Here is a 23,403-nt window from a genome sequence, read left to right as displayed (position 1 = left end):
ACTATTAACTCATGGTAAGCAACCTCGGAGAACTCGCTGAACGCCTCAACATGACCGCTATATCCGTAACGGACGATAAGGTCATCATGGCCATGCCGGTGGAGGGAAACCGTCAGCCCGCAGGTCTGATGCACGGTGGCGCCAACGCCGCACTAGTTGAGGAAGCCGCTTCGGTCCTTGCGATCCAAAGAGCTCCACAGGGAAAGATCCCTGTGGGCACAGAGTTGAACGTATCTCAGTTACGCGGAGCAAAGAAAGGGCTTGTAACAGCTACCGCCACCGTACTGGCCCAAGCCCGTTCCTCGATCTGCTCGCAGGTGGAAATTCGGGACGAATCTGGTGAACTCACAGCCGTTGGCCGAATGACCAACGTGTTCATAAGTTAGTCGGCGCGGCCAACCTGCTCGATAACGGCGTCTGCCACTTCGCGCATGGTGAGCCGGCGATCCATCGACGTTTTCTGGATCCATCGGAACGCCTCTGGCTCGCTGAGTCCCATACGCTCTTCGAGCAGGCCCTTGGCGCGGTCCACGCGCTTACGGGTTTCGAATTGCTCAGTCAGGTTGGCAACTTCATCCTTCAGCGCCACCATTTCCTTGGCACGAGATACAGCGATCTCCACCGCAGGGATCAGTTCAGCCGGTGTAAAGGGCTTGACCACGTAGGCCATCGCCCCGGCATCGCGTGCACGATCAACGAGTTCGCTCTGGGAGAATGCCGTGAGCATGACGATCGCGCAATTGTGCGTTTCCAAGATCCGATCGGCGGCAGTAATGCCGTCCATCCCCGGCATCTTGACGTCCATTACGATGAGCTCGGGGTCCAGTTCGTCAGCTAGCGCAATGGCTTGTTCACCATCGCCTGCCTGACCTACTACCTCGTAGCCAGCGCCCTCGAGCGTTTCGACGATATCCAAACGGATAAGGGTCTCATCTTCAACAACCAGAGTGCGAGCGCCTTGTGTGGCCTCGTCTGCTTCCTGTGCCATAACGTCTCCTTTGACCGGCAGCTGCCTACGGTCATTCACATAATCCCCTTCAAAAGAAGGGCAGTGCTCCCGGCGGGACTCGAACCCGCATGCCCGCAAGGGCGCTGCATTTTGAGTGCAGTGTGTCTACCAATTCCACCACAGGAGCTGATGCTAGGCGTAACGGATTAGCGTTTCGCCCATCTTATGCACGCGGATGGTATTGGTAGAACCAATCACACCAGCGGGCATCCCAGCCACGATAACGATACGATCGCCATCTTCAGCAAGGTTCATCTCACGGAGGAGATGATCAACCTGACCTACCATATCATCTGTGTGAAGCACGTGAGGAACCGTAAAGGTCTCAACGCCCCACGTCAACGCCAGCTGATTACGTACATCAGGTTCCGGAGTGAAGCATAGCAGAGGCAAACGGGCGCGAAGCCTCGCTACACGCCTCGCAGTCTGCCCCGACTGGGTGAAAACAACCACATACTTCACGCCAAGTGCTTCACCGATCTCCATGGCGGAACGCGTAATCACGCCGTTACGGGTGCGATGCAGATTCCCAAGTTCGGCGATCTGCTCAAGCCCGTGCTCCTCGGAGTAGGCAATGATGTTCGCCATTGTCTGCACACACTCGATCGGGTACAGGCCAACCGATGTTTCGCCAGAAAGCATCACAGCATCGGCACCATCGATGATGGCGTTTGCGCAGTCAGAAGCCTCGGCGCGGGTTGGGCGCGGGTTCTCAATCATCGATTCGAGCACCTGCGTGGCCACGATAACCGGCTTCGCCTTCTTGCGGCACAGATCAATCGCGCGCTTCTGAACGATCGGTACCTGCTCTAGCGGAACCTCAACGCCAAGATCTCCACGGGCAACCATGATCCCGTCGAATGCCCGAACAATCGCCTCGAGATTCTCTACAGCCTGCGGCTTCTCAATCTTCGCGATAACCGGGCGGCGCACGCCAACGGAATCCATAATTTCGTGGACATCTTCAATGTCCTTGGCATCCCGGACGAACGAGAGTGCCACGATGTCGCATCCGAAACGCAACCCCCAGTCCAGATCCTCACGGTCCTTCTCGGACAGCGCAGGAACGGAAACTGCAACGCCTGGCAGGTTAACACCCTTGTGGTCAGAGACGGGCCCGGGAACCTCAACAACCGTGTGAACTTCTGGACCCTCAACGGAAACGACGCGAACCGCGACCTTGCCATCGTCGATGAGAATACGATCACCGGGGCTGCAATCACCCGGCAGGCCCTTGAACGTAGTAGAGACGAGTTCCTTTGTGCCGGGGACATCCTCGGTGGTGATGGTGAATTCGTCACCCACGTTCAGCTTCACCGGGCCGTCGGCAAACGTACCCAAGCGGATCTTGGGTCCCTGAAGATCCACAAGTACCGCGATCGGACGCCCGATGATCTCTGCTGCCTTACGAACTCGAAGAATGCGCTCCTCATGCTCCGCATGGGAGCCGTGGGAAGCATTGATTCGAGCTACGTTCATGCCCGCTCGGGCCAACTCTAGAATTTGCTCTTGGGTGGTTGTAGCCGGTCCAAGTGTGCACACAATCTTTGCTCGTCGCATGGTGTATATCCTACCTGAGGTACCAATCAAAGGAATGGTGTTGTTTGGTTGTACCAGACACACCGGCTCACAGCATGAGAGAAACGTCCTGAGCCTGAACCGGTGTGGGGAGTGACGTTGACCCACGAAGGTACTTGTCCACGCCAGCCGCGGCTGCCCGCCCTTCGGAGATTGCCCACACGATAAGAGACTGCCCTCGGCCAGCATCCCCCGCCACAAACACGCCGGGAGTTGCCGTAGAGAAATCGGCGCCGCGCTCAACCCGGTTACGTTCGTCCGTTGTCAGGCCAAGCTGTTCCACCATGCCTTCCTTCGCAACTCCAAGGAATCCCATGGCAAGCAGCACGAGTTGCGCGGGGATGAGCCGCTCTTCGTCGTCGGTCTTAATACGAAGGTGACTCACAACCCCGTCCTCCCCCACGAACTCAACGGTAGCCGTGGAGTAGAGAGTAGTGCCTCCCTCAGCCATGGAGGTGGAGACCTTGTAGAGCTTCGGGAAAGTGGGCCAAGGCCAATTATCCGGGCGTTCGCTCGGCAACTGGGGCATGATCTCGAGCGACGTCACACTACGCGCGCCCTGCCGGACGGACGTACCGATACAGTCGGAACCGGTATCACCACCCCCGATGACAACCACGTCCTTGTCCTCAGCGGTCAATCCCACATCGGGAAGGCCATGAACCCGGCGTGTCGAATCCGTCAGGAACTCGACCGCTTGATGGATTCCGTCCAGCTGACGCCCTGGGACAGGAAGCTCGCGAGCCATCGGCGTGCCGGCGGCAACCACCACTGCGTCGTAACGCTGAAGAAGGTCGCGGGCGTTGACCTTTCCACCAACGTCAACCCCGGTGTAGAACACGGTTCCCTCCGTCCGCATCTGGTCCAGCCTGCGGTCCAGAACCGCCTTCTCCAGCTTGAACTCGGGGATACCGTAACGCAGGAGGCCGCCGATCTCATCGCTCTTTTCGTACACCGCCACGGTGTGTCCGGCACGGGTCAGCTGTTGCGCTGCCGCTAACCCCGCGGGCCCGGAGCCGATCACCGCCACAGTCTTGCCCGTCAGGTATTGGGGAACGTGCGGCTCTACAAGACCGGCTTTCCACGCCTCATCGATTATCGCGTGCTCCACAGCCTTGATAGTGACGGGTTCCTGATTGATACCAAGTACGCAACCTGATTCGCATGGGGCCGGGCACAGCCGGCCGGTGAACTCCGGGAAGTTGTTCGTAGCGTGCAGGTGCTCGATTGCTCCCGGTAGATCGTCACGCCACGTGAGATCATTCCATTCGGGGATTAGGTTGCCGAGTGGACAGGAAAAGTGGCAGAAAGGTATCCCGCAGTCCATGCAGCGCGATGCCTGTCGCTTGAGCTGAGCGGAATTATCCACCCTGCTATCCTCGATCTCCTTCCAATCCATGATGCGCACGGGAATGGCGCGCTCGGACGGTAGTTCGCGTTGACGATGCTTAAGAAATCCGCGTGGATCAGCCATGACTAGCCTCCATAATGTCGCTCCATACTGTGGCGTTGGTGATATCCAAGCCCTTAATTCGTGCGTCTTCAAGCGCAGCCGTAACCAGCGAATACTCGCGCGGTACTAGCTTGGTAAACCGCGACAGGTCTGCCATTGCCCGTTCGCCAGGCTCTGAGCCTGTCAGCTTGACGTGCTCTGTGAGGATTGCCGTTAATTGCTCGCGGTCCGCCGCGTTAAGGCCGGATTCGATGAACTGCCCGTCGGCCGCAGCTTCAGGGTTGAGCTTGCGCGAATCGAAGTCCCACACGTATGCGACACCGCCGGACATTCCGGCACCAAAGTTCCGCCCGGTTTGCCCCAACACAACCAGCACACCGCCGGTCATGTATTCGGCGCAATGATCACCAGCGCCCTCAGCCACAAGCGTGGCGCCGGAGTTTCGTACCCCGAAGCGCTCACCCACTTGACCTCTGACAAAAATCGATCCCGAGGTGGCACCGTAACCAATCACATTGCCTCCGATCACCTGTTCCTCGGCAACAAACGGGCTCTGCCCATCCGGGCGAATCGCGATCACTCCCCCGGAGAGCGACTTGCCCACGTAATCGTTAGCCTCACCGATGAGGGTTAGCCGAATTCCGTGTGGCAGCACGGCCCCGAAGGATTGCCCGGCCGCCCCCCTCAAGGTGATATCAATTGTTGCCGGCGGCAGGCCGTCTCCCCTATACTTCCGCGTCAGCTCGTAGCCCAGCATAGTTCCGGCGGTCCGATTGACGTTATGAATAGGTAGGTCCAACTGGACGGGCTGGCCGTATTCCAAGGCCTCACGGCAGGAATCGATCAGCGTTTGGTCAAGCGCATGATCCAGTCCGTGATCCTGCCCCACGCTCTGGTAGAGGGTAGACGATGAATCCGGCTTGACCAGCACCGGAGCTAGATCCAGCCCGGATGCTTTCCAGTGCGAGACCGCACGCCGAGCATCTATCAGCTCTACGCGGCCAACTGCCTCTTCGATTGAGCGCAGCCCAAGAGCGGCAAGGATCTCTCGCACTTCCTGAGCGATGTACTCGAAGTACGTCACCACATACTCAGGTTTGCCTGAGAACCGCTCGCGCAGTTCCGGGTTTTGAGTGGCCACACCCACCGGGCATGTGTCCTTGTGGCAGACGCGCATCATGACGCAGCCGGAAACAACTAGCGGAGCCGTTGCGAATCCAAACTCCTCAGCGCCCAGGAGTGCAGCGATAACTACGTCGCGCCCTGTCTTGAGCTGCCCGTCGGTCTGGACCACGATACGGTCACGCAGGTTGTTAAGCACCAAGGTTTGCTGGGTTTCCGCAAGACCAAGTTCCCAGGGCGCCCCGGCATGTTTGAGGGAGGTGAGTGGGGCGGCACCAGTCCCGCCATCGTGTCCGGAGATCAGGACAACATCCGAGTGTGCCTTTGCTACACCCGCCGCCACGGTTCCCACGCCTACTTCGGAGACCAGCTTCACATGGATTCTTGCACGCGGATTCGCGTTCTTTAGATCATGAATCAACTGAGCAAGATCTTCGATCGAATAGATGTCATGGTGCGGGGGCGGGGAAATAAGCTCCACTCCCGGCGTTGAATGTCGAACCTCCGCTACCCACGGGTACACCTTCTGGGCCGGTAGCTGGCCTCCCTCACCAGGCTTTGCGCCCTGTGCCATCTTGATCTGGATGTCTTCCGCATTCACCAGATATTCGCTGGTCACACCGAAGCGGCCCGATGCCACCTGCTTGATCGCGCTTCGCCGCGAGGCATCGTAAAGACGCTCGGGCAATTCGCCGCCCTCACCAGTGTTCGAGCGCGCACCGATCCGGTTCATCGCCACAGCGAGAGTCTCGTGCGCCTCTTGCGAGATAGAGCCGTAAGACATCGCGCCTGTAGAAAAACTCTTCACAATGGATTCAACGCTCTCCACCTCATCGATCGGGATCGGATCCAGTTCGCCTTCCTTAAGGCGAAACAAGCCGCGCAACGTCATGAGCTTTTCAGCCTGATCGTTGATCTTCTGCGTGAACTTTTTGAACAGTGGATAAGATTGGGTCCGAGTAGAGTGTTGGAGCAAGAACACGGTTTCTGGGTTGAAGAGGTGCTCCTCACCTTCACGCCGCCACTGGTATTCGCCGCCAACTTCGAGTTGGCGGTGGGCTGGAGATATTCCCGACGACGGATAGGCGCGTCCGTGACGCTCCGCCAGTTCGTGGGCGATCACGTCCAGTCCAACACCCCCTAGCGGGCTCGCCGTACCTGTGAAGTAGCGGTCCACGACCGCTTGGGACAGACCAACCGCTTGGAACACTTGTGCGCCGCGATATGAGGCCACTGTGGATATGCCCATCTTGGACATCACTTTGAGGAGTCCTGACCCAAGCCCACGAATCACGTTCTGCACGGCTACTTCCGGCTCCACGGCGATCTCTCCCGTGCGTACCATGTTTTCCGCCGATTCAAGCGCAAGGTAGGGATTCACGGCGGTAGCGCCGTAGCCGATCAGAAGGGCCACGTGGTGCACTTCCCTCACGTCCCCCGCCTCTACGAAGATCGCAACCTTCGTGCGAGTTTGCCGGCGCAGAAGGTGATGATGAACGGCACTCGTGAGGAGCAGCGAAGGGATTGGCCCCATCTCAGCGCTGGAATCGCGGTCCGAGAGGACTATGAAGGCAACGCCATCCTCAATTGCATCGTCAATATCGCGGCAAATCTGATCAATAGCTCCCTTGAGCGATTCCTCGCCACCTGAGACTCGGTAAAGTCCCGAGAAGGTCTGAGCACGCAGACCTTTGCCCTGTTCTGGGTAACGCCCGATCGTGCGGATCTTGGCAAGCTCATCGGAGTGAAGGACTGGATAGTCAACGATGAGCTTTCTCGCGTGCTCAGGCGCCTCAGACAGAAGATCCGGTTCGGGGCCGGCCACGGAGGCAAGCGATGTCACAAGCTTCTCGCGAATGGCGTCGAGAGGCGGATTAGTCACCTGAGCGAACTGCTGACTGAAATAATCGAAGATGAGGCGTGGGCGCTCCGAGAGTACCGCGATGGGAGTGTCAGTACCCATCGAACCTTTGGGTTCAGAGCCAGAGACCGCCATCGGCTTAATGAGCATCCTCAGCTCCTCGTCGGTGTATCCGAACGCCTGCTGGCGGCGTACCACCGAGGCACGAGAGTGATCCACGTATTCACGATCCGGCAGGTCAGTTAACTGAACGCTATGTTCAGCAAGCCACTCGCCATAGGGTGCGCGGTCAGCCAAACCTTCCTTGATCTCCTCGTCCTCAACCACGCGGTGAGCATGAGTATCCACGAGGAACATCTTGCCTGGGGCAAGGCGCCCCTTCCTGACGATATTCTCTGCGGGGATATCCAGCACGCCAGCTTCGGATGCCAGCACCACTAGGCCGGAGTCACTCACCCAGAAGCGTCCCGGACGCAGGCCGTTGCGGTCCAGTACGGCCCCTACCTGCGTGCCATCGGTGAAGGTAATGGACGCAGGCCCATCCCACGGCTCCATCATCGTGGCGTGATACCGGTAAAAGTCACGTAGTTTAGGATCCATGTCCGTATGGAGCGGCTCTGGGATCATCATCCGTACGGCGTGAGGCAGTGAGCGCCCAGCCAGATGCAAGAGTTCCAAGACCTCATCGAAGCTGGCCGAATCGGATGCGCTCATCGAGTTGACGGGCAGAAGCTGGCTTATATCACCAAGTAGCTCGCTGGACATTCCGCTCTCGCGCGCAGACATCCAATTGCGGTTGCCCCGCACTGTATTGATCTCACCGTTGTGCGCAACCAGCCGGAACGGCTGTGCGAGCGGCCAAGACGGGAATGTATTCGTGGAGAAGCGCGAGTGTACAACCGCGATAGCCGAGGCGAACAGGGAGTCCTGTAAGTCTAGGAAGAAAGGCTCGAGCTGTTTCGTGGTGAGCATGCCCTTGTACAGCAAGGTCCGGCAGGAAAGCGAGGCGAAGTAGGTCCCGGCGATCTCAGCGCGTTTGCGGAGCCGGAACGCCTTCCGGTCCAACTCGATACCCGAGCTCCCGTGCACATCACGGACAAATATCTGGCGGAAGGTGGGCATGGAGCCAAGCGCCGTGGGGCCGATCATGGAAGGATCCACCGGTACAGTGCGCCAGCCAAGGACCTCTAGGCCTTCATCCGCGGCAATCTCCTCGATCTGTGCAACCGTCCCGGAGCGCTCGCCAACTGCAGGAAGAAAGGCCATACCCACGGCATAGGCTCCGAGTTCAGGAAGCTCGAAGGGCACGGCTGCACGCATGAATTCGTCGGGTACCTGGACTAGAATGCCCGCGCCGTCGCCGCTGTTTTCCTCAGCGCCTACCGCACCACGATGGTCCAAGTTCTCAAGCGCGGTGATGCCCATTTGAACGACGGATCGTGACTGATCCCCATGGAGATCTGCAATAAAGGCAACTCCACACGCATCGTGCTCATACTCGGGACGATATAACCCGTTCATTACGCCTCCTGACACTAAGTAACAAGGCAATAAAATAATGCGGGCAGGCCATCTCAAATGGCTGCCCGCATTCTGAACAGAGTCAAAACAGTTTCAGGAAAGTTACGGTTTTGTTTCGGAGGGCGTGGGCCCTTCTCCTTCGCCGTGCCCACTGGGGCTTTCCGTGCTCTCTTCGGAGTCCCCGCCCGATCCGGCTGCAACCCGCGCTGCTTCAAACTTTTCTCGGGCCTCTTGGCTCAGCCAGATGTCATTGCGTTCGGGGTTCTTCTTGTAGAGCCTGCGCAGGATCACTAACGCTGCCGCTGCGACACAGAATGAGATGAGGGAAGTCCATACATTGAGACGAAGTCCCAAAATGTGATGTGCGTTATCTATGCGCAGCATCTCTATCCATACTCGGCCCGCGGTGTAAACCATCCCGTAGGCAGCAAAGAGCTGACCTGCCACTAGGTCAAAGCGCTTTTCGATCAATACCAGGAGCGCTGCCCCCGCGAGGCACCACAGCGATTCGTAAAGGAAGGTAGGGTGGAAAGTAGTCCCGGCGGGGTATCCCCCCACAATATGTTGAGGGTCAATCTCAAGAGCCCAAGGCACGTCAGTCGGGCTTCCATAAAGTTCCTGATTGAAGTAGTTCCCCCATCTACCGAGGGCCTGCGCAACTAATAGGGCCGGTGCTAACGCGTCCGCCATGGGCAGCATCCGAAGCCCTCTGCGCCTCATCGCGATGAATACACCTACTCCTCCGAGTGCGATGGCTCCCCAAATTCCGAGGCCGCCCTCCCAGATGTAGAAGGCGCGCCACGGGTCCTTGCCCTCTCCGAAGTAGAGTTGGTAATCGGTGATGACGTGGTAGATACGTCCGCCCAAGATACCGAAGATAACGGCCCAAATCGCGATATCGATACTGACCTCGTCCGGTCCGCCCTTCTTGCGGTACCGCCGATCCATCATCCACCATGCGACAACAATGCCGAGGATGATCGCGATGGCATAGGCACGCAGAGGGAACGGGCCGATCGACCATTCAGCCTGGGCGGGCGATGGAATAGATAGTCTCATTCCCCGTGTGCTCCAGCCGCTAGCTGTTCTGCGGTCTCACGCAGCGAGGCCAGCGCGGTTGGCTCATCCTCCTCGAATAGGCATCGGACCATCGCAGATCCAACGATCACACCATCGGCGTATGCCGCTACCTCACGCGCCTGAGCGGGCGTGGACACTCCAATACCCATACAGACTCTCTCGGCCCCAGCCGCGCGAGTGCGCTCAACGAGCTTGCGTGCCCCTTCATCGATAGAGTCTCGCGTACCCGTCACACCCATCGTTGAGGCGGCATAAACAAATCCGCGCGAAGCCGCGGCCGTCGCGGCCAAGCGCCGATCGCGAGAAGACTGGGCCACGAGGAAGATCCGGTCCAGATCGTATTGGTCCGATGCCGCGATCCAATCGCCTGCTTCATCGGGAATGAGATCGGGGGTAATCAGCCCGGCTCCCCCGGCACTGGCGAAGTCGCGAGCGAAGTCTTGAACGCCATACCGGAAGATCAGGTTGTAATACGTCATGATGAGCGGGACAGCGCCGGTGTTCGCAACCGCCTCCACGTTGGCAAAAACATCCCGAACCCGAAACCCATTAGCCAAGGCCCGTTGGCCAGCCACCTGAATGGTTCCGCCGTCCATCGTCGGATCGGAGTATGGCAGGCCGATCTCTATAATGTCTGCTCCGGCCTTCGCCAGTTCTTGCGCGGCTCGGACGCTTCTCGCGCCGTCGGGGAAGCCTGCTGGGAGGTATCCGATGAAGGCGGCAGTGTTTTCGCCCTTGCGAACATCAATCGCTTCACCTGTTCTCACAGTTCCACTCCCTTTCCCTCAATGCCGAAGTAATCCATCGCCGTGGATACGTCCTTATCGCCGCGCCCGGACAGGCTCACCAGAATCGTCGGAGATTCGCCGGCCTCTTGCGCCTTCTGTCCAAGTTGAATGGCTCCCGCCAACGCGTGAGCCGATTCGATCGCGGGAATAATCCCCTCTTCTTGAGAGAGAAGCCGGAAGGCCTCCATAGCGTCGTCGTCGTCAATCGGAACATACTCGGCCCTCCCAATTTCTGAAAGCCAAGCGTGCTCGGGCCCAACGCCCGGGTAATCCAGCCCGGCAGAAATGGAGTGGGACTCGATCGTCTGGCCGTCCTCATCTTGCATCAGGTAGCTTCTCGAGCCCTGGAATACACCCAAACTGCCGGCGTTTATGGACGCAGCCGTCCGCCCGGAACTAATTCCCGATCCCCCGGCCTCAAATCCATATAGCTGAACGGATGGATCATCCAAGAACGCATTGAACATACCAATTGCATTCGAACCGCCGCCAATGCAGGCGCACACCATATCCGGAAGCCGCCCTGTTAGCTCTAGTACCTGAGCGCGGGCTTCCTCGCCGATGACCTTCTGGAGGTCGCGCACCAAACTTGGGAACGGATGTGGCCCGGCGGCTGTGCCGAAAATGTAGTTAGTTGTATCCACGTTGGTTACCCAATCGCGGAACGCCTCATTGATGGCATCCTTGAGCGTGGCCGATCCGGCGGTCACGGAGATAACCTTCGTACCCAGAAGCTCCATGCGAGCCACGTTCAGCGCCTGACGGCGCACATCCTCTGCGCCCATGTAGATCGTGCAGTCCAGCCCAAGGAGCGCAGCGGCCGTAGCCGTGGCAACGCCGTGCTGCCCCGCCCCAGTTTCGGCAATCACTCGCGTCTTGCCAACGGAACGCGTCAGCAACGCCTGCCCCAGTACGTTGTTGATCTTGTGTGAACCGGTATGGTTCAGATCCTCGCGCTTGAGGATGATGCGGGCGGCGCCACAGTGCGCGGCAAACTTTGGAACCTCGGTGATAATCGAGGGACGCCCTGAATACGTGCGATTGAGATGATCAAGCTCGCTACGGAACTGCGGATCCACCTTGAGAAGGTCCCAGGCCTGCGTTAGGTCATCGAGCGCTGTCATCAGGGCTTCCGGCAGGTATTGACCTCCGAATTCTCCAAAGTACGGCCCATTCACGCCACTGAGTGTCTCGCTCACGTTACCTCTCCATTGCATCGAGTGATGGGTGTTGGCCAATGGCCACCATGTCACGGATAGACGCCGCAGGGTCGCCGCTTGTCACAAGCGCTTCGCCCACCAGCACGGTGTCGGCGCCGCAGCGCGCATAGTTCATAACGTCCTGCGTTCCGCGCACCCCAGATTCGGCCACGCGAATAACATCGTGCGGTAGCACGTCAACAACCTGCTCGAACACGCCACGGTCAACATCCAGTGTTTTGAGATCGCGGGTGTTTACGCCGATCACCCGTGCGCCGGCATCGATAGCCCGCAGGGCTTCGTCCCGATCGTGGGCCTCAACTAGGGCAGTCATCCCGAGGGAATGTACACGCTCGATGTAGGAGGTGAGGACTGTCTGTTCAAGGGCAGCCACGATGAGAAGAACGATATCCGCACCGTGGGCGCGCGCCTCCCATATCTGATAGGGAGTTACTACAAAATCCTTGCGCAAGACCGGTATATCCACGGCTGCGCGTACTTTGTCCAGGTCTGCCAGAGAGCCCTTAAAGCGCCGCTCCTCCGTCAACACGGAGATGGCCGCGGCACCGCCTGCCTCGTAGGATGCGGCAAGGGCAGCCGGGTCAGCGATCTGTGCAAGGGCGCCCTTAGATGGGCTGGAACGCTTGCATTCAGCAATGATCGTCACACTGCGGTGTTCCCCTCCGCGAAGCGCCGCCTCTGCGTTCCGGGCGCTGGGGATCCGAGAGGCGCGTTCCTTAAGCTGATCAAGACTCACACGGGCTTCGCGTAGCGCGAGATCCTCGCGCACGCCAGCGATGATTTCATCGAGCACTGTCATGCTTCCTCCATCCCTAGGGCTTCACCATATCGTGAGAGCCCTGCCTTCTCACCGCTGTGTCCACCGGCGCCCAGCGTTCCAGCAATCTGAATTGCACGAACGGCAGCCGCCGCCTTATTCCGAGTCTCAATAAACTCCGTCTCGGGCACCGAATCGGCCACAATACCAGCACCCGCCTGAACGGATGCCCTCCCATGGGAAAGCACACCGGTTCGAATGGCGATGGCCAGGTCCGCATTGCCTGAAAAATCAAAGTACCCGATGACCCCACCGTAGATGCCCCGGCGTGCTACTTCCAAACTGTCAATCAGCTCGATCGCCCGCGGCTTTGGCGCACCCGAGAGAGTACCCGCGGGGAAGGTTGCCGCCAAGCAGTCAACCGCAGTCTTATCCTGCGCAAGCTCGCCGGTAACCGTGGAGGAAATATGCATGATGTGGCTAAAGCGCTTAACCTCCATGAACTCCACAACTTCCACCGTTCCGGGCTGGCACACCTTGGCGAGGTCGTTGCGTGCTAGATCCACCAACATTACGTGTTCCGCGATCTCCTTGGGATCTTCAAGCAGTTCATCGGCTAGATCCCGATCCTCGCTGGGAGTTGCCCCCCGGGGGCGGGAGCCGGCAATCGGGAAGGAGGTAAGCTGCCCATCGTCCAAACGCATGAGCGTTTCGGGCGAGGATCCCACCACCGCGAACCCTTCGTCCGTCCCATCTGCCAGTTTGAGGCAGTACATGTAGGGGCTTGGATTGATGGTCTTAAGAACTCGATAGACGTCCAGCGGATCGGCATCACAGGTGATATCAGCTCGCTGAGAAAGTACAACCTGAAATACCTCGCCATCTCTGATCGCCTCCTTACCCGCTCGTACGGCATCCTCATACAATGGTTGCGGCGTCCGTAGGACCGGGTCAGTGGCCTCATCGCCGCCCACGCCCACGGCATGGAGAGATTCCGGGCGATCTAGCGCCGCCTCCATTTCACCCAATCGAGCCACGGCCCGATCGTATGCTTCGTCCACCCCGGTCTCGCGATTATTCGAGTTCACCGCGTTGGAAATAAGCCAGATCGTTCCCTCATGGTGATCAACCGCCACCATTTCAGTCACGAGGCACATAACCGCGTCCGGTGTGTCCAGTTCGGCCGGGGCGGAACGCCGCAGATTCGGCTCCCAATCGAACACCGTGTCCCATCCGAGCGCACCCACGAGCCCACCGGTGAGCGGCGGGAGCCCGCCAATCGATTCAGTATGCAGCTCATCCAGCGCTGAATCCAGAAGCTCCGTTGTGGTCCCGGATAGTTTCAGGCCCTGGGGAACCTCGCCGATCCATTCGGCCACCCCTGCCCGCGCCACGAGTTGGGCCTGCGACCGCACGCCCACGAAAGACCAGCGGGTCCATGCGCCATCGAACTCGGCGGATTCCAGAATGAAGGTGCCGGTTCCCTGAGCAAGGCGGCGGTAAATACCAACGGGCCCGGGATCGTCCACCAGCAGCTTCTTGACCACCGGAATAACTCTGCGGCCCCGAGCGAGCTCGCCGAACTCCTCACGCGACGGCCATACGCTGCCCCAAGTTGGTGCCATTACTCCGCCTGTCCCACGACGGCCGGAATCTCCCCGCCCGCTTCGAAGCATGAGCGCGTACCCGTGTGGCACGCTGCCCCCACTTGGATGGCGCGAACCAAAATACAATCCCCGTCGCAATCGAGCCGCACTGACTGCACAAGCTGGATGTGGCCGGAGGTGTCCCCCTTGCGCCAATATTCTTGCCTAGAGCGGGACCAGAACCAGACCCGAGCAGTAGAAAGCGTGCGGGCCAGCGCCACATCGTTCATATAGCCCACCATCAGTACTTGATCGTTTTCGGCATCCTGAACTACCGCGGCAATCAACCCAGCCTGATCGAACTGCAAACGTTCCCGCAAACCGTTTGGCAAGTTATCTGACATCGTCACCTCACCTCGAATCCCTCGCTGGCCAAATGCTCCTTGACCTGCGCGATGCTTAACGTGCCGAAGTGGAACACGGACGCGGCAAGAACGGCGTCTGCCCCGGCGCGAACGGCCTCGGCAAAATCCTCGACCTTACCCGCCCCACCGGAAGCTATGAGCGGAAGGCGCATCGTCTCGCGCACACGAGAAGTCATCTCTAGGTCAAACCCGGATTCGGTCCCATCGGCGTCCATCGAGTTGAGGAGAATCTCCCCGGCTCCCAGTTCCTGGCCCCGGTGTGCCCACTCCAGCGCGTCTATTCCTGTGCCGCGCTTTCCCGCGTGTGTGGTCACTTCATAGCCGGATGGCGTGCAGGCATCGCCGGTAACTCGCCGGGCGTCTACGGACAGAACCACCACTTGGTTTCCGAACTGATCCGCGATCTCTGTGATGAGTTCCGGGCGCCCCACTGCCGCACTATTGATCTCGATCTTGTCCGCTCCTGCTTCCAAGAGCACCCGCACATCTTCAACGCTGCGGATGCCTCCGCCTACCGTGAGAGGGACAAACACCTGCTCGGCCGTCTGACCCACAACATCCAGCATGGTTCCGCGTCCATCTGCCGTGGCAGAAACGTCTAGAAAGGTGATTTCGTCCGCCCTGTGGGCGTCGTAGAGTCTGGCAAGTTCCACGGGATCTCCGGCATCCCTCAGATTCCTAAAGTTGACACCCTTGACAACTCGGCCACCCGAGACATCAAGGCATGGAATTACACGTATGGCGGGACTCATCGCGCTCCTTTCGTCCTAGGATAGGGTACCCCGGATATGCTGGTGGGCATGTTCGCGTCCAGCTCTCAGGCAGCCCCCTTAATCGCCAACGCGCTGGGCGCCACCACTCTTCCGCGCCATGCCGTGCTCGCTATCGATGGGCGGACGGGATCGGGGAAGACCACATTGGCAGGGCAGCTAGCCAAGGAGCTCGCGTCCAAGTATTCGGTGTGCCGTGTAGAAGTGGAGAGCCACATTGAGGGATGGGCGGGACTCGCTTCCGGCCTTCGCGACCTCGCCCGGGGCCCGATTCCCCAGTTCCGGGCGGCTGGAGCTTGCGAGCTCCCGGTGTGGGACTGGCACGCTGAAGCATGGGGCCAAGCTGAACGTGTGCCCGCTCGCGGCATCGCCTCCGTCATGCTCCTTGTTGGTTGTGGGTCTTCGAGCCGCGCCCTCGCCCCGCTATTGGATGGCTCGATCTGGCTGGATGCGCCGAAGGAGCTGCGCAAACAGCGCGTGACCAGCCGGGAGGGATCGCCCGATTCGTGGTGGGATATGTGGGAAACTCAGCACACGGAATTACTTGAGCAGTGGGATAGTGCATCCCACGCCACGTGGCGGGTTAGTGAGTTGTCTGGATCGTAGCCAGAATGTCCACGATGATCACCAAGTCGCCATCGCCTCGGGCCTGGGCGCTTGGCACAAGAATTACCAGTCGCGAACCCACATTTTGATCGGTGATCCCAGTACGCAAGCCCGTCATGACGTCCTGAAGATTCGCGGAGATGGGTCCACTGTCCTGCCAGGAAGATTCCGTTACCTTGCCCTTAGAATCGGCCACGAGGTATTGCATGATCACCGTGTCCGTGGCATCCACCTGAGTTCCGGCCCCCTGAATAAGGGGAACTACCTCGAGATCGGGGATCTCTCCCCCGCCAGATGCTATGCCGGGCGTTGTTCCACGAGCTTCAGTGAGCTTCGGCATCCCCTTGGGTTTCGGGTCTGGTATTGAGATATCTTCGCCTTGAGCGGTGGTGGGAAGGAGATCGACGACGACGATTTCTGCTCCCTCAGCCCCGCTGGTCAGTCCTGGGCGCGTGATCAGGAGCCGAGTGCCTTCCTTTTCGCCAGCTACTTGAGAAGAGAGTTCTCCCAGCCCCTTCTCATCCACGGTGGTCAGGCGCACCGCGCCCGTGTTGTAGGAGTCAATGATCGAACCATCACGCGAATCGAAGGAGGTGGCGCGCATCAGCACATACGAATCTTCTTCGAGGGCTCGGCCGTCGCCCTCGATCAACACATCTTTCGTGACGGCTTCCGGGGCGGCAGAACCCGCCACGGAGATCGTGACGGGGGCGCCGAAATTTCCATTGACCGTCACGTCTAGGGGCTGATCACCCGAGCAGGCGGTCAGTCCCACCAGCACCAGAACTAAGGCGAGGATCAGCCGCTGCACAGCTAGATCTCCGCCATTAAAGAATCGGCGGCCTCATCCACCGTGGCAAACGGATCCTTGAGAACAACGCTTCGGGCACCCTGAGCCTCCATGAGCCGGAGGTTCATCCAGTCCGCCATATAATCACGGCGTCCATCTTGTGCCCGCGAGACAAACTCGCCACGAATCTTTGCACGAGTGGTCTGCGGTGGCACCGTCATGGCGCGCTCTGCGATGCCTTCAGGAAGGAGAGTACGCAAAAGACCGCCCTGTTCCATCGATCCGCGAAGGCCATTGGCCGTAATGTCGTGGTAGGCGAGGTTCAGGCGAGCGATCCGCGGATCGGCGAACGTGAGCCCGCCGCGATCGCAGTACCGCGAGAATAGGTTAAGCTTTGCCGCCCAATCGATCTCCGTGACAATTCCCGAGTAGTCACCGGAATCCACGGCGTCGATAGCCCGTCCCCATAGATCCAAGAGGTACGTGCGTGTTTCGTCTAGCTCATACCCCTTGCGATCAAGGTGGTTGAGCGCGGCGTCCCGGGTTCTACGCTGGATATCAATGGGGGTGGTGGTTCCACCGGATTCCAGTTCCAGCGGCGTCTTTCCGCTCAGGTCCGCGCTTGTTGCTCTGATCGCCTCCATCGGCTCCGCGAGAGCCAAGTTGGGAAGGATCCCGCCGTCCTCAATCATGATGAGGATCGCCTCAGTGGCAGCAACTTTAAGGGCCGTAGTGGTCTGGGCAATGTTGGAATCACCCACGATCACGTGCATTCGACGGTACTTTTCGGCATCACCGTGCGGTTCGTCCCTCGTGTTGATCATCGGACGTGAACGCGTGGAGGCAGATGAAATGGCGTCCCACATCTGCCGGGCGCGCTGGGAAAACTCGTAACGTACGGACCCACCAGCGCCCCTCGCAAGGTGCCCTGCACCCGTACATATCTGGCGGGTCACGAAGTAGGGAACCATGGAGGAAATACGCGAGCGGTAGTCCGGACGGCGGCGTACCAAGTAGTTTTCGTGGCAACCGAATGAATTTCCCTCCGCATCCAAATTGTTCTTGAAGAGGTGGATCCGGCCAGCTAGCCCCTCGGATTCAAGCGAGGTGTTCGCCTGAGCCGCCAAATCCGCAAAGAGAAGCTCGCCAGCCCGATCGTTGGCGAGGAGGTCATCAACCGAATCGCACTCTGCGGTTGCGTATTCGGGATGAGAACCTACATCGAGGTACAGCCGCGCGCCGTTACCCAGAAATGTGTTCGTCGAACGGCTCTGCGCGATGACAGGCCGGAACAGGCGCTGAGCACTCTCTTCGGGATCGAGCGGCGGGGTGCCACCATTCATCGAAGCACAGGTGATCCCATACTCCGTCTCGATACCCATGACGCGACGTGGAATCACTGTCCGCCCTTTTGAACGAAGCCCTGAACAAACGCGGAAGCGTTCGTCTCAAGAACCGAATCGATCTCATCGAGCAGGGAATCTACCTGAACGTTCTGTACCTGGGCCTGTGGCAGCTCCTCCTGAACGGACTCTTCCTGCTGGCGGCGCGGTTGTGCAAATTCTTGACTTGACATGCTTTTCTCCTAGCTATGGGTGCCTGTAAGGCGGACGAGGAAATCCTCGATGGACGTCGAGTTCTCGAGCATCGGGCCAATCAGCTCATAGATAGCTCGAGCTGGGCGTGGCGTGGGTATGCGAACAAGGTCCTGATAACCCGGAATATCCAAAGTAATGCCATCCCATCCGGCGCTGGACACATTATCGGGATACTTCTCGATGAGGCCACCTCGCAGGTACGCCCGTGTTGTTTCAGGAGCGTGATAGGCCGCGTAGGCCACCTCTCCGGGAGAGAATATACGCTCGATCTTGCCAGCTGCATCGAGCCGCGCAACGATAGAGCGCTCCGGGCGCAGATCGTGCCACTGCAGATCGAGGGCACGAAGTTTATCGTTATCCCAGGTCAGTCCACTGCGGGCCCGCATCGACTCCAACAACTGGTACTTGGCAACCCATTCAACTTGACCGCTGGCGGAGAAGGGATCAGTGCGCAGAGCGTCGAGCACTTCCTGCCATCGAGTGAGGATCTCCGTCGTATCGAAATCAGGCTCTCCCCTGCGCTCGATCGCCGCGCGGACCACGTCAAGGTAAACCTGTTGGATATCGAGTGCCGTGCGCTCCGATCCGTCATGCATTTCCAGCTTGACCTTAAGGCTGGGATCTTGGGAAACAATCCACGTTGCCGTAACCGGATCATCCAACATAAGGGAGTCAAGATCCAGTGGAATCTCGCCAGTTTCCAAGAGCCATAGCACGAGCGAGGTGGTTCCAACCTTCAGCAGGTTGGACACATCAAACAGATTCGCGTCTCCCCCAATTACGTGGAGGCGGCGCCACTTAGCGGCGTCCGCGTGGGGTTCGTCCCGGGTGTTAATTATCGGGCGGTTGAAGGTGGTTTCTAGGCCAACATCGTTTTCCACGTAATCAGCGCGCTGGGAAATCTGGAAGCCCGCGCCCTCGCTCCGTTGGCCAAGGCCTACACGGCCGGTGCCACAGATAATCGGACGGGTCACGAAGAATGGCGTCATATAGCGAATCACATCCGCAAATGCCACCTCGCGGCGCATCAGATAATTCTCGTGGGAGCCGTATGCCGCGCCCTTGCCATCCACGTTGTTCTTATAGAGCAAGATCTCGCGGCCCGACCGCTTGGCGAAGTCCATCGCCTCGCGCATGACAGTTTCGCCCGCGCGATCCCACAACACCGCTTCCCGAGGATTCGAGGTTTCCGGGGAGGAATACTCTGGGTGAGCATGATCCACGTACAGGCGCGCGCCATTGGTTAGTACCGCGTTGGCCGCACGAGGGTGAACGTATTCTCCCTCCCGGGGCCGCGCCACGTTTTGGAGATAGGTCCCCGATGGGGCAAGTTGATTAGGGTCATCGGTGAGCTGGGAGGGATGGGCAGCGGCGCGTTCTAGGCGGTAGCCGCGGGCATCGTTGAGGGGATCCTCGCCGTGGAAGTCCCACTGGACTCCTCCACGTCCCCCCGCGGATGAGCCGGCCGCGGCGTAGCCCTCCACAATATTGGCCGATAGCTCGATCGCGTTCGCGTATGGATCGGTAGGCTCCAAAACTCCATACTCTGTTTCCATACCGATAATACGTTTGGCCGTCATGAAAACTCCTCAGATCAGCTCATCGGGAATGACATTGTTCCACTCGTTAACTCCGCGGCCGGAGGCCTCTGGACTAGCTATGAGCGGGCTACCGCCACCAATCGGGCGTACCATCGTGACCCGTTCGCTGCGGGACCGGCCGTTCACACGGGCCCATTCGTCGGGATTGGTGATGGTGGCAATCTCTTCGTTTTCCCGGGTCTCTTCAGCGGTAGCGGCAAGCATGTGTTCGATCTTGAGCCCGCGCTCCCCCGTGGAGAGCAGATCCTTGATGGCGTGCTTCTTGGCCCGATCAACAATCGCAGCCATCATGGCACCGGAAACGAACTCGTCAATGTAGAGGATTTCACGCTCACCATTGGCGTAATGCACCTCAACGTATTCGTTTTCCGGCTCGTGAGCGAAAAGCTTATCGGCGGTCGCCTTGCGCAGCGCTGAAGCTGCCTCCTCGGTGCTACCGTAACGCTCGATCTCCTTTTCGTGGATCGGCAACGAGCTCGTGAGGTACCGCGCGAGGATATCCACACATCCCTCGTACTTCGGACGCTCGATCCGAATCTTTACATCCAGCCTGCCCGGGCGCAGGATCGCCGGATCGATCATATCCTCACGATTAGACGCGCCAATCACGATCACGTTATCGAGTTGTTCTACGCCGTCAATCTCCGCCAAGAGCTGCGGCACAACGGTGGTCTCGACATCCGAGGAGATACCCGATCCGCGGGTCCGGAACAGGGCCTCCATCTCATCGAAGAAGATCACCACAGGAATACCATGGGCGGCCCGGTCCCGTGCCCTAGAAAAGATCTCACGGATCTGACGCTCAGTTTCGCCCACGTACTTATCCAGTAGCTGAGGCCCCTTGATGTTTAAGAAGTAGGAGCGAGCGGTTTCCGCGCCGGACCTCGCCGCCGCGTTGTGCGCCAAAGATGTCGCGACGGCCTTGGCGATGAGGGTTTTTCCGCATCCAGGAGGGCCGTACAGGAGTACTCCCTTCGGCGGCTTGAGGCCATGCTCACGATACAGCTCCGGCTGCTCGAAGGGCAGCTCCACGGTGTCTTTAATCTGCTCGATCTGAGGGCCAAGGCCGCCGATATCTTCGTAGGAGACATCTGGGACCTCTTCGAGCAGAAGGTGCTCAACGTCGGGACGCTCCACGTGCTCCAAGATGAAGCCGTTGCGCAGATCAGCCAGCATCGTGTCGCCCACTCGCAACCTATCGGGATCCAGTCTCCCCACTATGTGAACGATCCGGGATTCGTCCTGATGGATGCGAACCAACACCCGCTGCTCGTCAATCACCAGCTCAATCTGAACGATCGAGCCCGTATCCTCGTAACCAGCCGCTCCCACTACAACCAACTGCTCGTTGAGCCGGAGTTCTTGGCCCGGCCGCAAATCGCGTAGATCCACACGAGAGCTTGCCGCAAGGTTCATCTTTCGCCCGCCCACCAGCGCATCCACTGAGTGATCTTCGTGGCGGGCAACAATGAACGTGCCGAAGGATGCAGGTGGCCGCGACAACGCGGTGAGTTGTTCGCCCATATCCTGAAGGCGATCTCGGGCCGCGACGAGCGAGGAAGAGAGCCGTTCGTTCTTTTCCTCGAGGGAAATAACCTGCTGGCGAAGCTCATAAAGTTCGCTTGGACCTGGCTGGCTCATCACTGCCTTTCGTTGACTGTCGTCTCACTTTAGAACATGGGCAACGTTCTTGCCGTGGTCTGAATGACACTATCTATCCCGCAACTCAGCTTCAATCCTTTCGCTTACGGCTTTCCCGTGCGCTCCCGGATCTGACTCACCCGTTTCCTCGACATCGGCTCGATGAGCAACATCGCGCCGGACGCGCCGAAGCTTTTTCGGAGAGATCGCGCGTTCACCAATCTCTTCTTCCCACGCCAGTGGCTCGGAATGAGCAGCTTTGGCTGGCCGCCGCGAGAGGACTAGCGGGTCAGACTGCGGGGATAGTCTACGCGCCACCACGAGGAAGCCGGTGTGGGCGACCATTCGGTGATCCGGCCGCACTGATAAACCGTCAAGATGCCACGTTCGCACGAGGGTCTCGGAGGCTACCGGCTCCGTAAAATTCGAACTGTCCCGCAGTTCCTCGACGAAGCGGGACATCTGGGTAGTAGTTGCAACATAGGCCAATATGACGCCTCCGGGGCGCAGCGCGTGCGCGGCACCTTCAAGCATCTCCCACGGCGCCAGCATGTCCAGCATCACCTGATCGCGATCATCCTGCGGAAGGCTAGCCAGTGCCTCGTCCGCTTCACCGATCTCCACACTCCAAGGAGGGACATTGGCGCCGTACCAGGACGTGACGTTGCCCTGCGCGATCTCCGCAAACTCCGAGCGGCGTTCCACGGACAGCACATGGCCCTCATAGCCGGCCGCCCCCAGCAACGAGAGTGTGAGCGCCCCAGATCCCAGTCCCGCCTCGAATACACGTGAGCCGGGGAAAACATCCGCCGTATGGACGATCTGGGCAGCATCCTTGGGATAGATCACCGTGGCGCCCCGAGGCATGGAAAGCACATAGTCCGAAACCAGCGGGCGCAACGCCAAAAAACGCCTGCCTTCTCCCGCCTCGATCACCGTTCCCTCGTCCGCTCCGATCAGCTCGGAGTGCCGGAAGGAGCCGCGGGTTGATTGAAAGAAACCTTTGTGCGTCAGCGATATAGTGTACTGGCGTCCCTTCGGGTCGGTTAACTGGACGCGTTCACCGGCTCGGAAAGGCCCGCGACGAAGCTCTGCACTACTCATGACTCCCAATTGTAGTGGGAGGCGCGCGTTAGGCTTGCACCATGAGTTTCCATGCCGCGCTTTCGCCGTCACGCACCAAGGACTTTCGCCAATGCCCGCTACTGTTCAGGCTCCGCGCAATCGATCGTCTGCCCGAACCACCATCGGTTGAGGCGTTGCGGGGCACGCTCGTGCACGCCGTCTTAGAGCACCTCTTTGACGCGGATCCCGCGCAGCGAACTGAGGAAGCTGCTCAGAGCCTTCTTGAGCCTCAGTGGCAGGAGCATGTAGAGAAATCTCCAGAAGATGAGCAGCTCTTCGAAGATTCGGCCACATTCGACGATTGGTTCTCCAGCGCCCGCACACTCATTGGAAACTACTTCACGATGGAGAACCCTCAGTTTCTCCAACCCGATGCACGGGAGACGTTCGTGAACGCAACGCTGCCCTCCGGTCTGCACATCCGCGGGATTATTGATCGTATAGACAAGGCTCCTAATGGCGCGCTGCGGGTTGTGGACTACAAGACCGGTAAGTCCCCGAGCCCGCGATTCCAGCACGAAGCCATCTTCCAAATGCAGTTCTATGCGGCCGCACTTTTTATCTCACGCGGATCGCTGCCGGCCCGCACCCAATTGATCTACCTCAAGGATGGCCGCACTCTTACCTACGATCCGGTGCCCGCGGATGTCGATTCACTAGCCCTCGAACTGGATTCAACCTGGTCGGCCATCAAGGAGCGGATTGACACCGGTCACTTTGAACCCAAAACATCGCCATTGTGTAACTGGTGCAAGTTCAAGGAATTCTGCCCCGCATTTGGCGGGCAGGCACCTCCCATCGATGAGTCCGGCGTATCCAAGTTGCTCACCGCGAAGGCATCAACGGCCACACCTCGCTGAGCATACGGCCCC

At 59.1% G+C, this 23,403-nt stretch carries 20 protein-coding genes and 1 tRNA gene; 3 read left to right on the top strand and 18 right to left on the bottom strand.

The annotated features are described in order from the left end of the window. Positions 1-11: 11 nt before the first annotated feature. Positions 12-386, top strand: a complete 375-nt coding sequence (locus tag DD236_RS05395; RefSeq protein WP_109093369.1) for a PaaI family thioesterase — start codon at positions 12-14, stop codon at positions 384-386. Here DD236_RS05395 and DD236_RS05390 read toward each other — a convergent pair. The 12 genes from DD236_RS05390 to hisF all read right to left on the bottom strand — a co-directional run bounded on the left by DD236_RS05390 (position 383) and on the right by hisF (position 15,152). Further along, entirely contained in the window at positions 383-988 is a 606-nt protein-coding gene (locus DD236_RS05390; protein WP_109093368.1) for an ANTAR domain-containing response regulator, read from the bottom strand. The two genes, DD236_RS05395 and DD236_RS05390, sit on opposite strands and share 4 nt — an antisense overlap. A gap of 64 nt (positions 989-1,052) precedes the next feature. Next, positions 1,053-1,136 (bottom strand) — tRNA-Leu (locus DD236_RS05385). Between the two features lie 5 nt (positions 1,137-1,141). Then, positions 1,142-2,569 carry a pyruvate kinase gene (gene pyk / locus DD236_RS05380; protein WP_109093367.1) on the bottom strand — a complete coding sequence of 476 codons (1,428 nt, stop codon included), beginning with the start codon at positions 2,567-2,569 and terminating at the stop codon, positions 1,142-1,144. Positions 2,570-2,636: 67 nt separating this feature from the next. After that, positions 2,637-4,061, bottom strand: a complete 1,425-nt coding sequence (locus DD236_RS05375; protein ID WP_109093366.1) for a glutamate synthase subunit beta — start codon at positions 4,059-4,061, stop codon at positions 2,637-2,639. Beyond that, positions 4,054-8,544, bottom strand: coding sequence for a glutamate synthase large subunit (gene gltB, locus DD236_RS05370; RefSeq protein WP_109093365.1), 4,491 nt, complete (start codon positions 8,542-8,544; stop codon positions 4,054-4,056). Before gltB ends, DD236_RS05375 begins: the two co-directional genes overlap by 8 nt. A 102-nt stretch (positions 8,545-8,646) precedes the next feature. Further along, positions 8,647-9,603, bottom strand: a complete 957-nt coding sequence (lgt, locus tag DD236_RS05365; protein WP_109093364.1) for a prolipoprotein diacylglyceryl transferase — start codon at positions 9,601-9,603, stop codon at positions 8,647-8,649. Then, positions 9,600-10,391 (bottom strand): tryptophan synthase subunit alpha, encoded by a 792-nt coding sequence (gene trpA, locus DD236_RS05360; RefSeq protein WP_109093363.1) that lies wholly within the window; start codon positions 10,389-10,391, stop codon positions 9,600-9,602. The genes lgt and trpA overlap by 4 nt, the downstream gene beginning before the upstream one ends. Beyond that, a complete protein-coding gene (trpB, locus tag DD236_RS05355; protein ID WP_423716458.1) occupies positions 10,388-11,611 on the bottom strand; it encodes a tryptophan synthase subunit beta in 1,224 nt (407 codons plus the stop codon). Before trpB ends, trpA begins: the two co-directional genes overlap by 4 nt. Before the next feature lies 1 nt (position 11,612). Then, a complete protein-coding gene (trpC, locus tag DD236_RS05350) occupies positions 11,613-12,431 on the bottom strand; it encodes an indole-3-glycerol phosphate synthase TrpC (protein ID WP_109093361.1) in 819 nt (272 codons plus the stop codon). Continuing rightward, entirely contained in the window at positions 12,428-14,014 is a 1,587-nt protein-coding gene (locus DD236_RS05345; RefSeq protein WP_109093360.1) for a chorismate-binding protein, read from the bottom strand. Before DD236_RS05345 ends, trpC begins: the two co-directional genes overlap by 4 nt. Further along, complete coding sequence (gene hisI, locus DD236_RS05340) at positions 14,014-14,379, bottom strand: phosphoribosyl-AMP cyclohydrolase (protein ID WP_109093359.1); 366 nt, start codon at positions 14,377-14,379, stop codon at positions 14,014-14,016. Before hisI ends, DD236_RS05345 begins: the two co-directional genes overlap by 1 nt. 2 nt (positions 14,380-14,381) lie before the next feature. After that, the gene (hisF, locus tag DD236_RS05335; RefSeq protein ID WP_109093358.1) at positions 14,382-15,152 is read right to left on the bottom strand and encodes an imidazole glycerol phosphate synthase subunit HisF; all 771 of its coding nucleotides are present in this window, start codon (positions 15,150-15,152) and stop codon (positions 14,382-14,384) included. Between the two features lie 48 nt (positions 15,153-15,200). On the opposite strand from hisF, the gene DD236_RS05330 reads away from it, so the two are divergent. Continuing rightward, complete coding sequence (locus tag DD236_RS05330) at positions 15,201-15,776, top strand: nucleoside/nucleotide kinase family protein (RefSeq protein WP_133246061.1); 576 nt, start codon at positions 15,201-15,203, stop codon at positions 15,774-15,776. On the opposite strand, the gene DD236_RS05325 is transcribed toward DD236_RS05330, so the two are convergent. The 6 genes from DD236_RS05325 to DD236_RS05300 all read right to left on the bottom strand — a co-directional run bounded on the left by DD236_RS05325 (position 15,754) and on the right by DD236_RS05300 (position 22,510). Continuing rightward, the gene (locus tag DD236_RS05325; protein ID WP_109093356.1) at positions 15,754-16,587 is read right to left on the bottom strand and encodes an FKBP-type peptidyl-prolyl cis-trans isomerase; all 834 of its coding nucleotides are present in this window, start codon (positions 16,585-16,587) and stop codon (positions 15,754-15,756) included. The genes DD236_RS05330 and DD236_RS05325 overlap by 23 nt on opposite strands. Positions 16,588-16,589: 2 nt before the next feature. Then, positions 16,590-17,948, bottom strand: a complete 1,359-nt coding sequence (pafA, locus tag DD236_RS05320) for a Pup--protein ligase (protein ID WP_109093388.1) — start codon at positions 17,946-17,948, stop codon at positions 16,590-16,592. 14 nt (positions 17,949-17,962) lie between these two features. Continuing rightward, complete coding sequence (locus tag DD236_RS05315) at positions 17,963-18,142, bottom strand: ubiquitin-like protein Pup (protein WP_109093355.1); 180 nt, start codon at positions 18,140-18,142, stop codon at positions 17,963-17,965. Positions 18,143-18,151: 9 nt separating this feature from the next. Next, positions 18,152-19,744 (bottom strand): depupylase/deamidase Dop, encoded by a 1,593-nt coding sequence (gene dop / locus DD236_RS05310; protein ID WP_109093354.1) that lies wholly within the window; start codon positions 19,742-19,744, stop codon positions 18,152-18,154. A gap of 9 nt (positions 19,745-19,753) precedes the next feature. Next, entirely contained in the window at positions 19,754-21,406 is a 1,653-nt protein-coding gene (arc, locus tag DD236_RS05305) for a proteasome ATPase (protein ID WP_109093353.1), read from the bottom strand. A 69-nt stretch (positions 21,407-21,475) separates the two neighbouring features. Next, positions 21,476-22,510 (bottom strand): tRNA (adenine-N1)-methyltransferase, encoded by a 1,035-nt coding sequence (locus tag DD236_RS05300; protein WP_109093352.1) that lies wholly within the window; start codon positions 22,508-22,510, stop codon positions 21,476-21,478. A gap of 41 nt (positions 22,511-22,551) precedes the next feature. Between DD236_RS05300 and DD236_RS05295 the strand changes: the two genes are divergently transcribed. Continuing rightward, positions 22,552-23,391: a RecB family exonuclease gene (locus DD236_RS05295; RefSeq protein ID WP_109093351.1), complete on the top strand. Its 840-nt coding sequence runs from the start codon at positions 22,552-22,554 to the stop codon at positions 23,389-23,391. Positions 23,392-23,403: the final 12 nt, after the last annotated feature.

The sequence above is a fragment of the Ancrocorticia populi genome, assembly GCF_003123745.1.
In the GTDB taxonomy this organism is placed as follows: Bacteria; Actinomycetota; Actinomycetes; order Actinomycetales; family Actinomycetaceae; genus Ancrocorticia; species Ancrocorticia populi.
Note: the sequence above shows the minus strand (reverse complement) of the source record. Positions and strands in the feature narration are given on the sequence as shown.

Coding starts and splice junctions, on each gene's coding strand:
- pyk (WP_109093367.1), bottom strand. CDS start 2,569: ATGCGACGAGCAAAGATTGTGTGCACACTTGGACCGGCTACAACCACC.
- hisF (WP_109093358.1), bottom strand. CDS start 15,152: ATGAGTCCCGCCATACGTGTAATTCCATGCCTTGATGTCTCGGGTGGC.
- hisI (WP_109093359.1), bottom strand. CDS start 14,379: ATGTCAGATAACTTGCCAAACGGTTTGCGGGAACGTTTGCAGTTCGAT.
- DD236_RS05300 (WP_109093352.1), bottom strand. CDS start 22,510: ATGAGTAGTGCAGAGCTTCGTCGCGGGCCTTTCCGAGCCGGTGAACGC.
- DD236_RS05395 (WP_109093369.1), top strand. CDS start 12: ATGGTAAGCAACCTCGGAGAACTCGCTGAACGCCTCAACATGACCGCT.
- pafA (WP_109093388.1), bottom strand. CDS start 17,948: ATGGGTATCGAGACGGAGTATGGGATCACCTGTGCTTCGATGAATGGT.
- DD236_RS05295 (WP_109093351.1), top strand. CDS start 22,552: ATGAGTTTCCATGCCGCGCTTTCGCCGTCACGCACCAAGGACTTTCGC.
- DD236_RS05345 (WP_109093360.1), bottom strand. CDS start 14,014: ATGGCACCAACTTGGGGCAGCGTATGGCCGTCGCGTGAGGAGTTCGGC.
- DD236_RS05375 (WP_109093366.1), bottom strand. CDS start 4,061: ATGGCTGATCCACGCGGATTTCTTAAGCATCGTCAACGCGAACTACCG.
- arc (WP_109093353.1), bottom strand. CDS start 21,406: ATGAGCCAGCCAGGTCCAAGCGAACTTTATGAGCTTCGCCAGCAGGTT.
- gltB (WP_109093365.1), bottom strand. CDS start 8,544: ATGAACGGGTTATATCGTCCCGAGTATGAGCACGATGCGTGTGGAGTT.
- DD236_RS05390 (WP_109093368.1), bottom strand. CDS start 988: ATGGCACAGGAAGCAGACGAGGCCACACAAGGCGCTCGCACTCTGGTT.
- trpC (WP_109093361.1), bottom strand. CDS start 12,431: ATGACAGTGCTCGATGAAATCATCGCTGGCGTGCGCGAGGATCTCGCG.
- dop (WP_109093354.1), bottom strand. CDS start 19,744: ATGACGGCCAAACGTATTATCGGTATGGAAACAGAGTATGGAGTTTTG.
- DD236_RS05315 (WP_109093355.1), bottom strand. CDS start 18,142: ATGTCAAGTCAAGAATTTGCACAACCGCGCCGCCAGCAGGAAGAGTCC.
- DD236_RS05330 (WP_133246061.1), top strand. CDS start 15,201: ATGTTCGCGTCCAGCTCTCAGGCAGCCCCCTTAATCGCCAACGCGCTG.
- lgt (WP_109093364.1), bottom strand. CDS start 9,603: ATGAGACTATCTATTCCATCGCCCGCCCAGGCTGAATGGTCGATCGGC.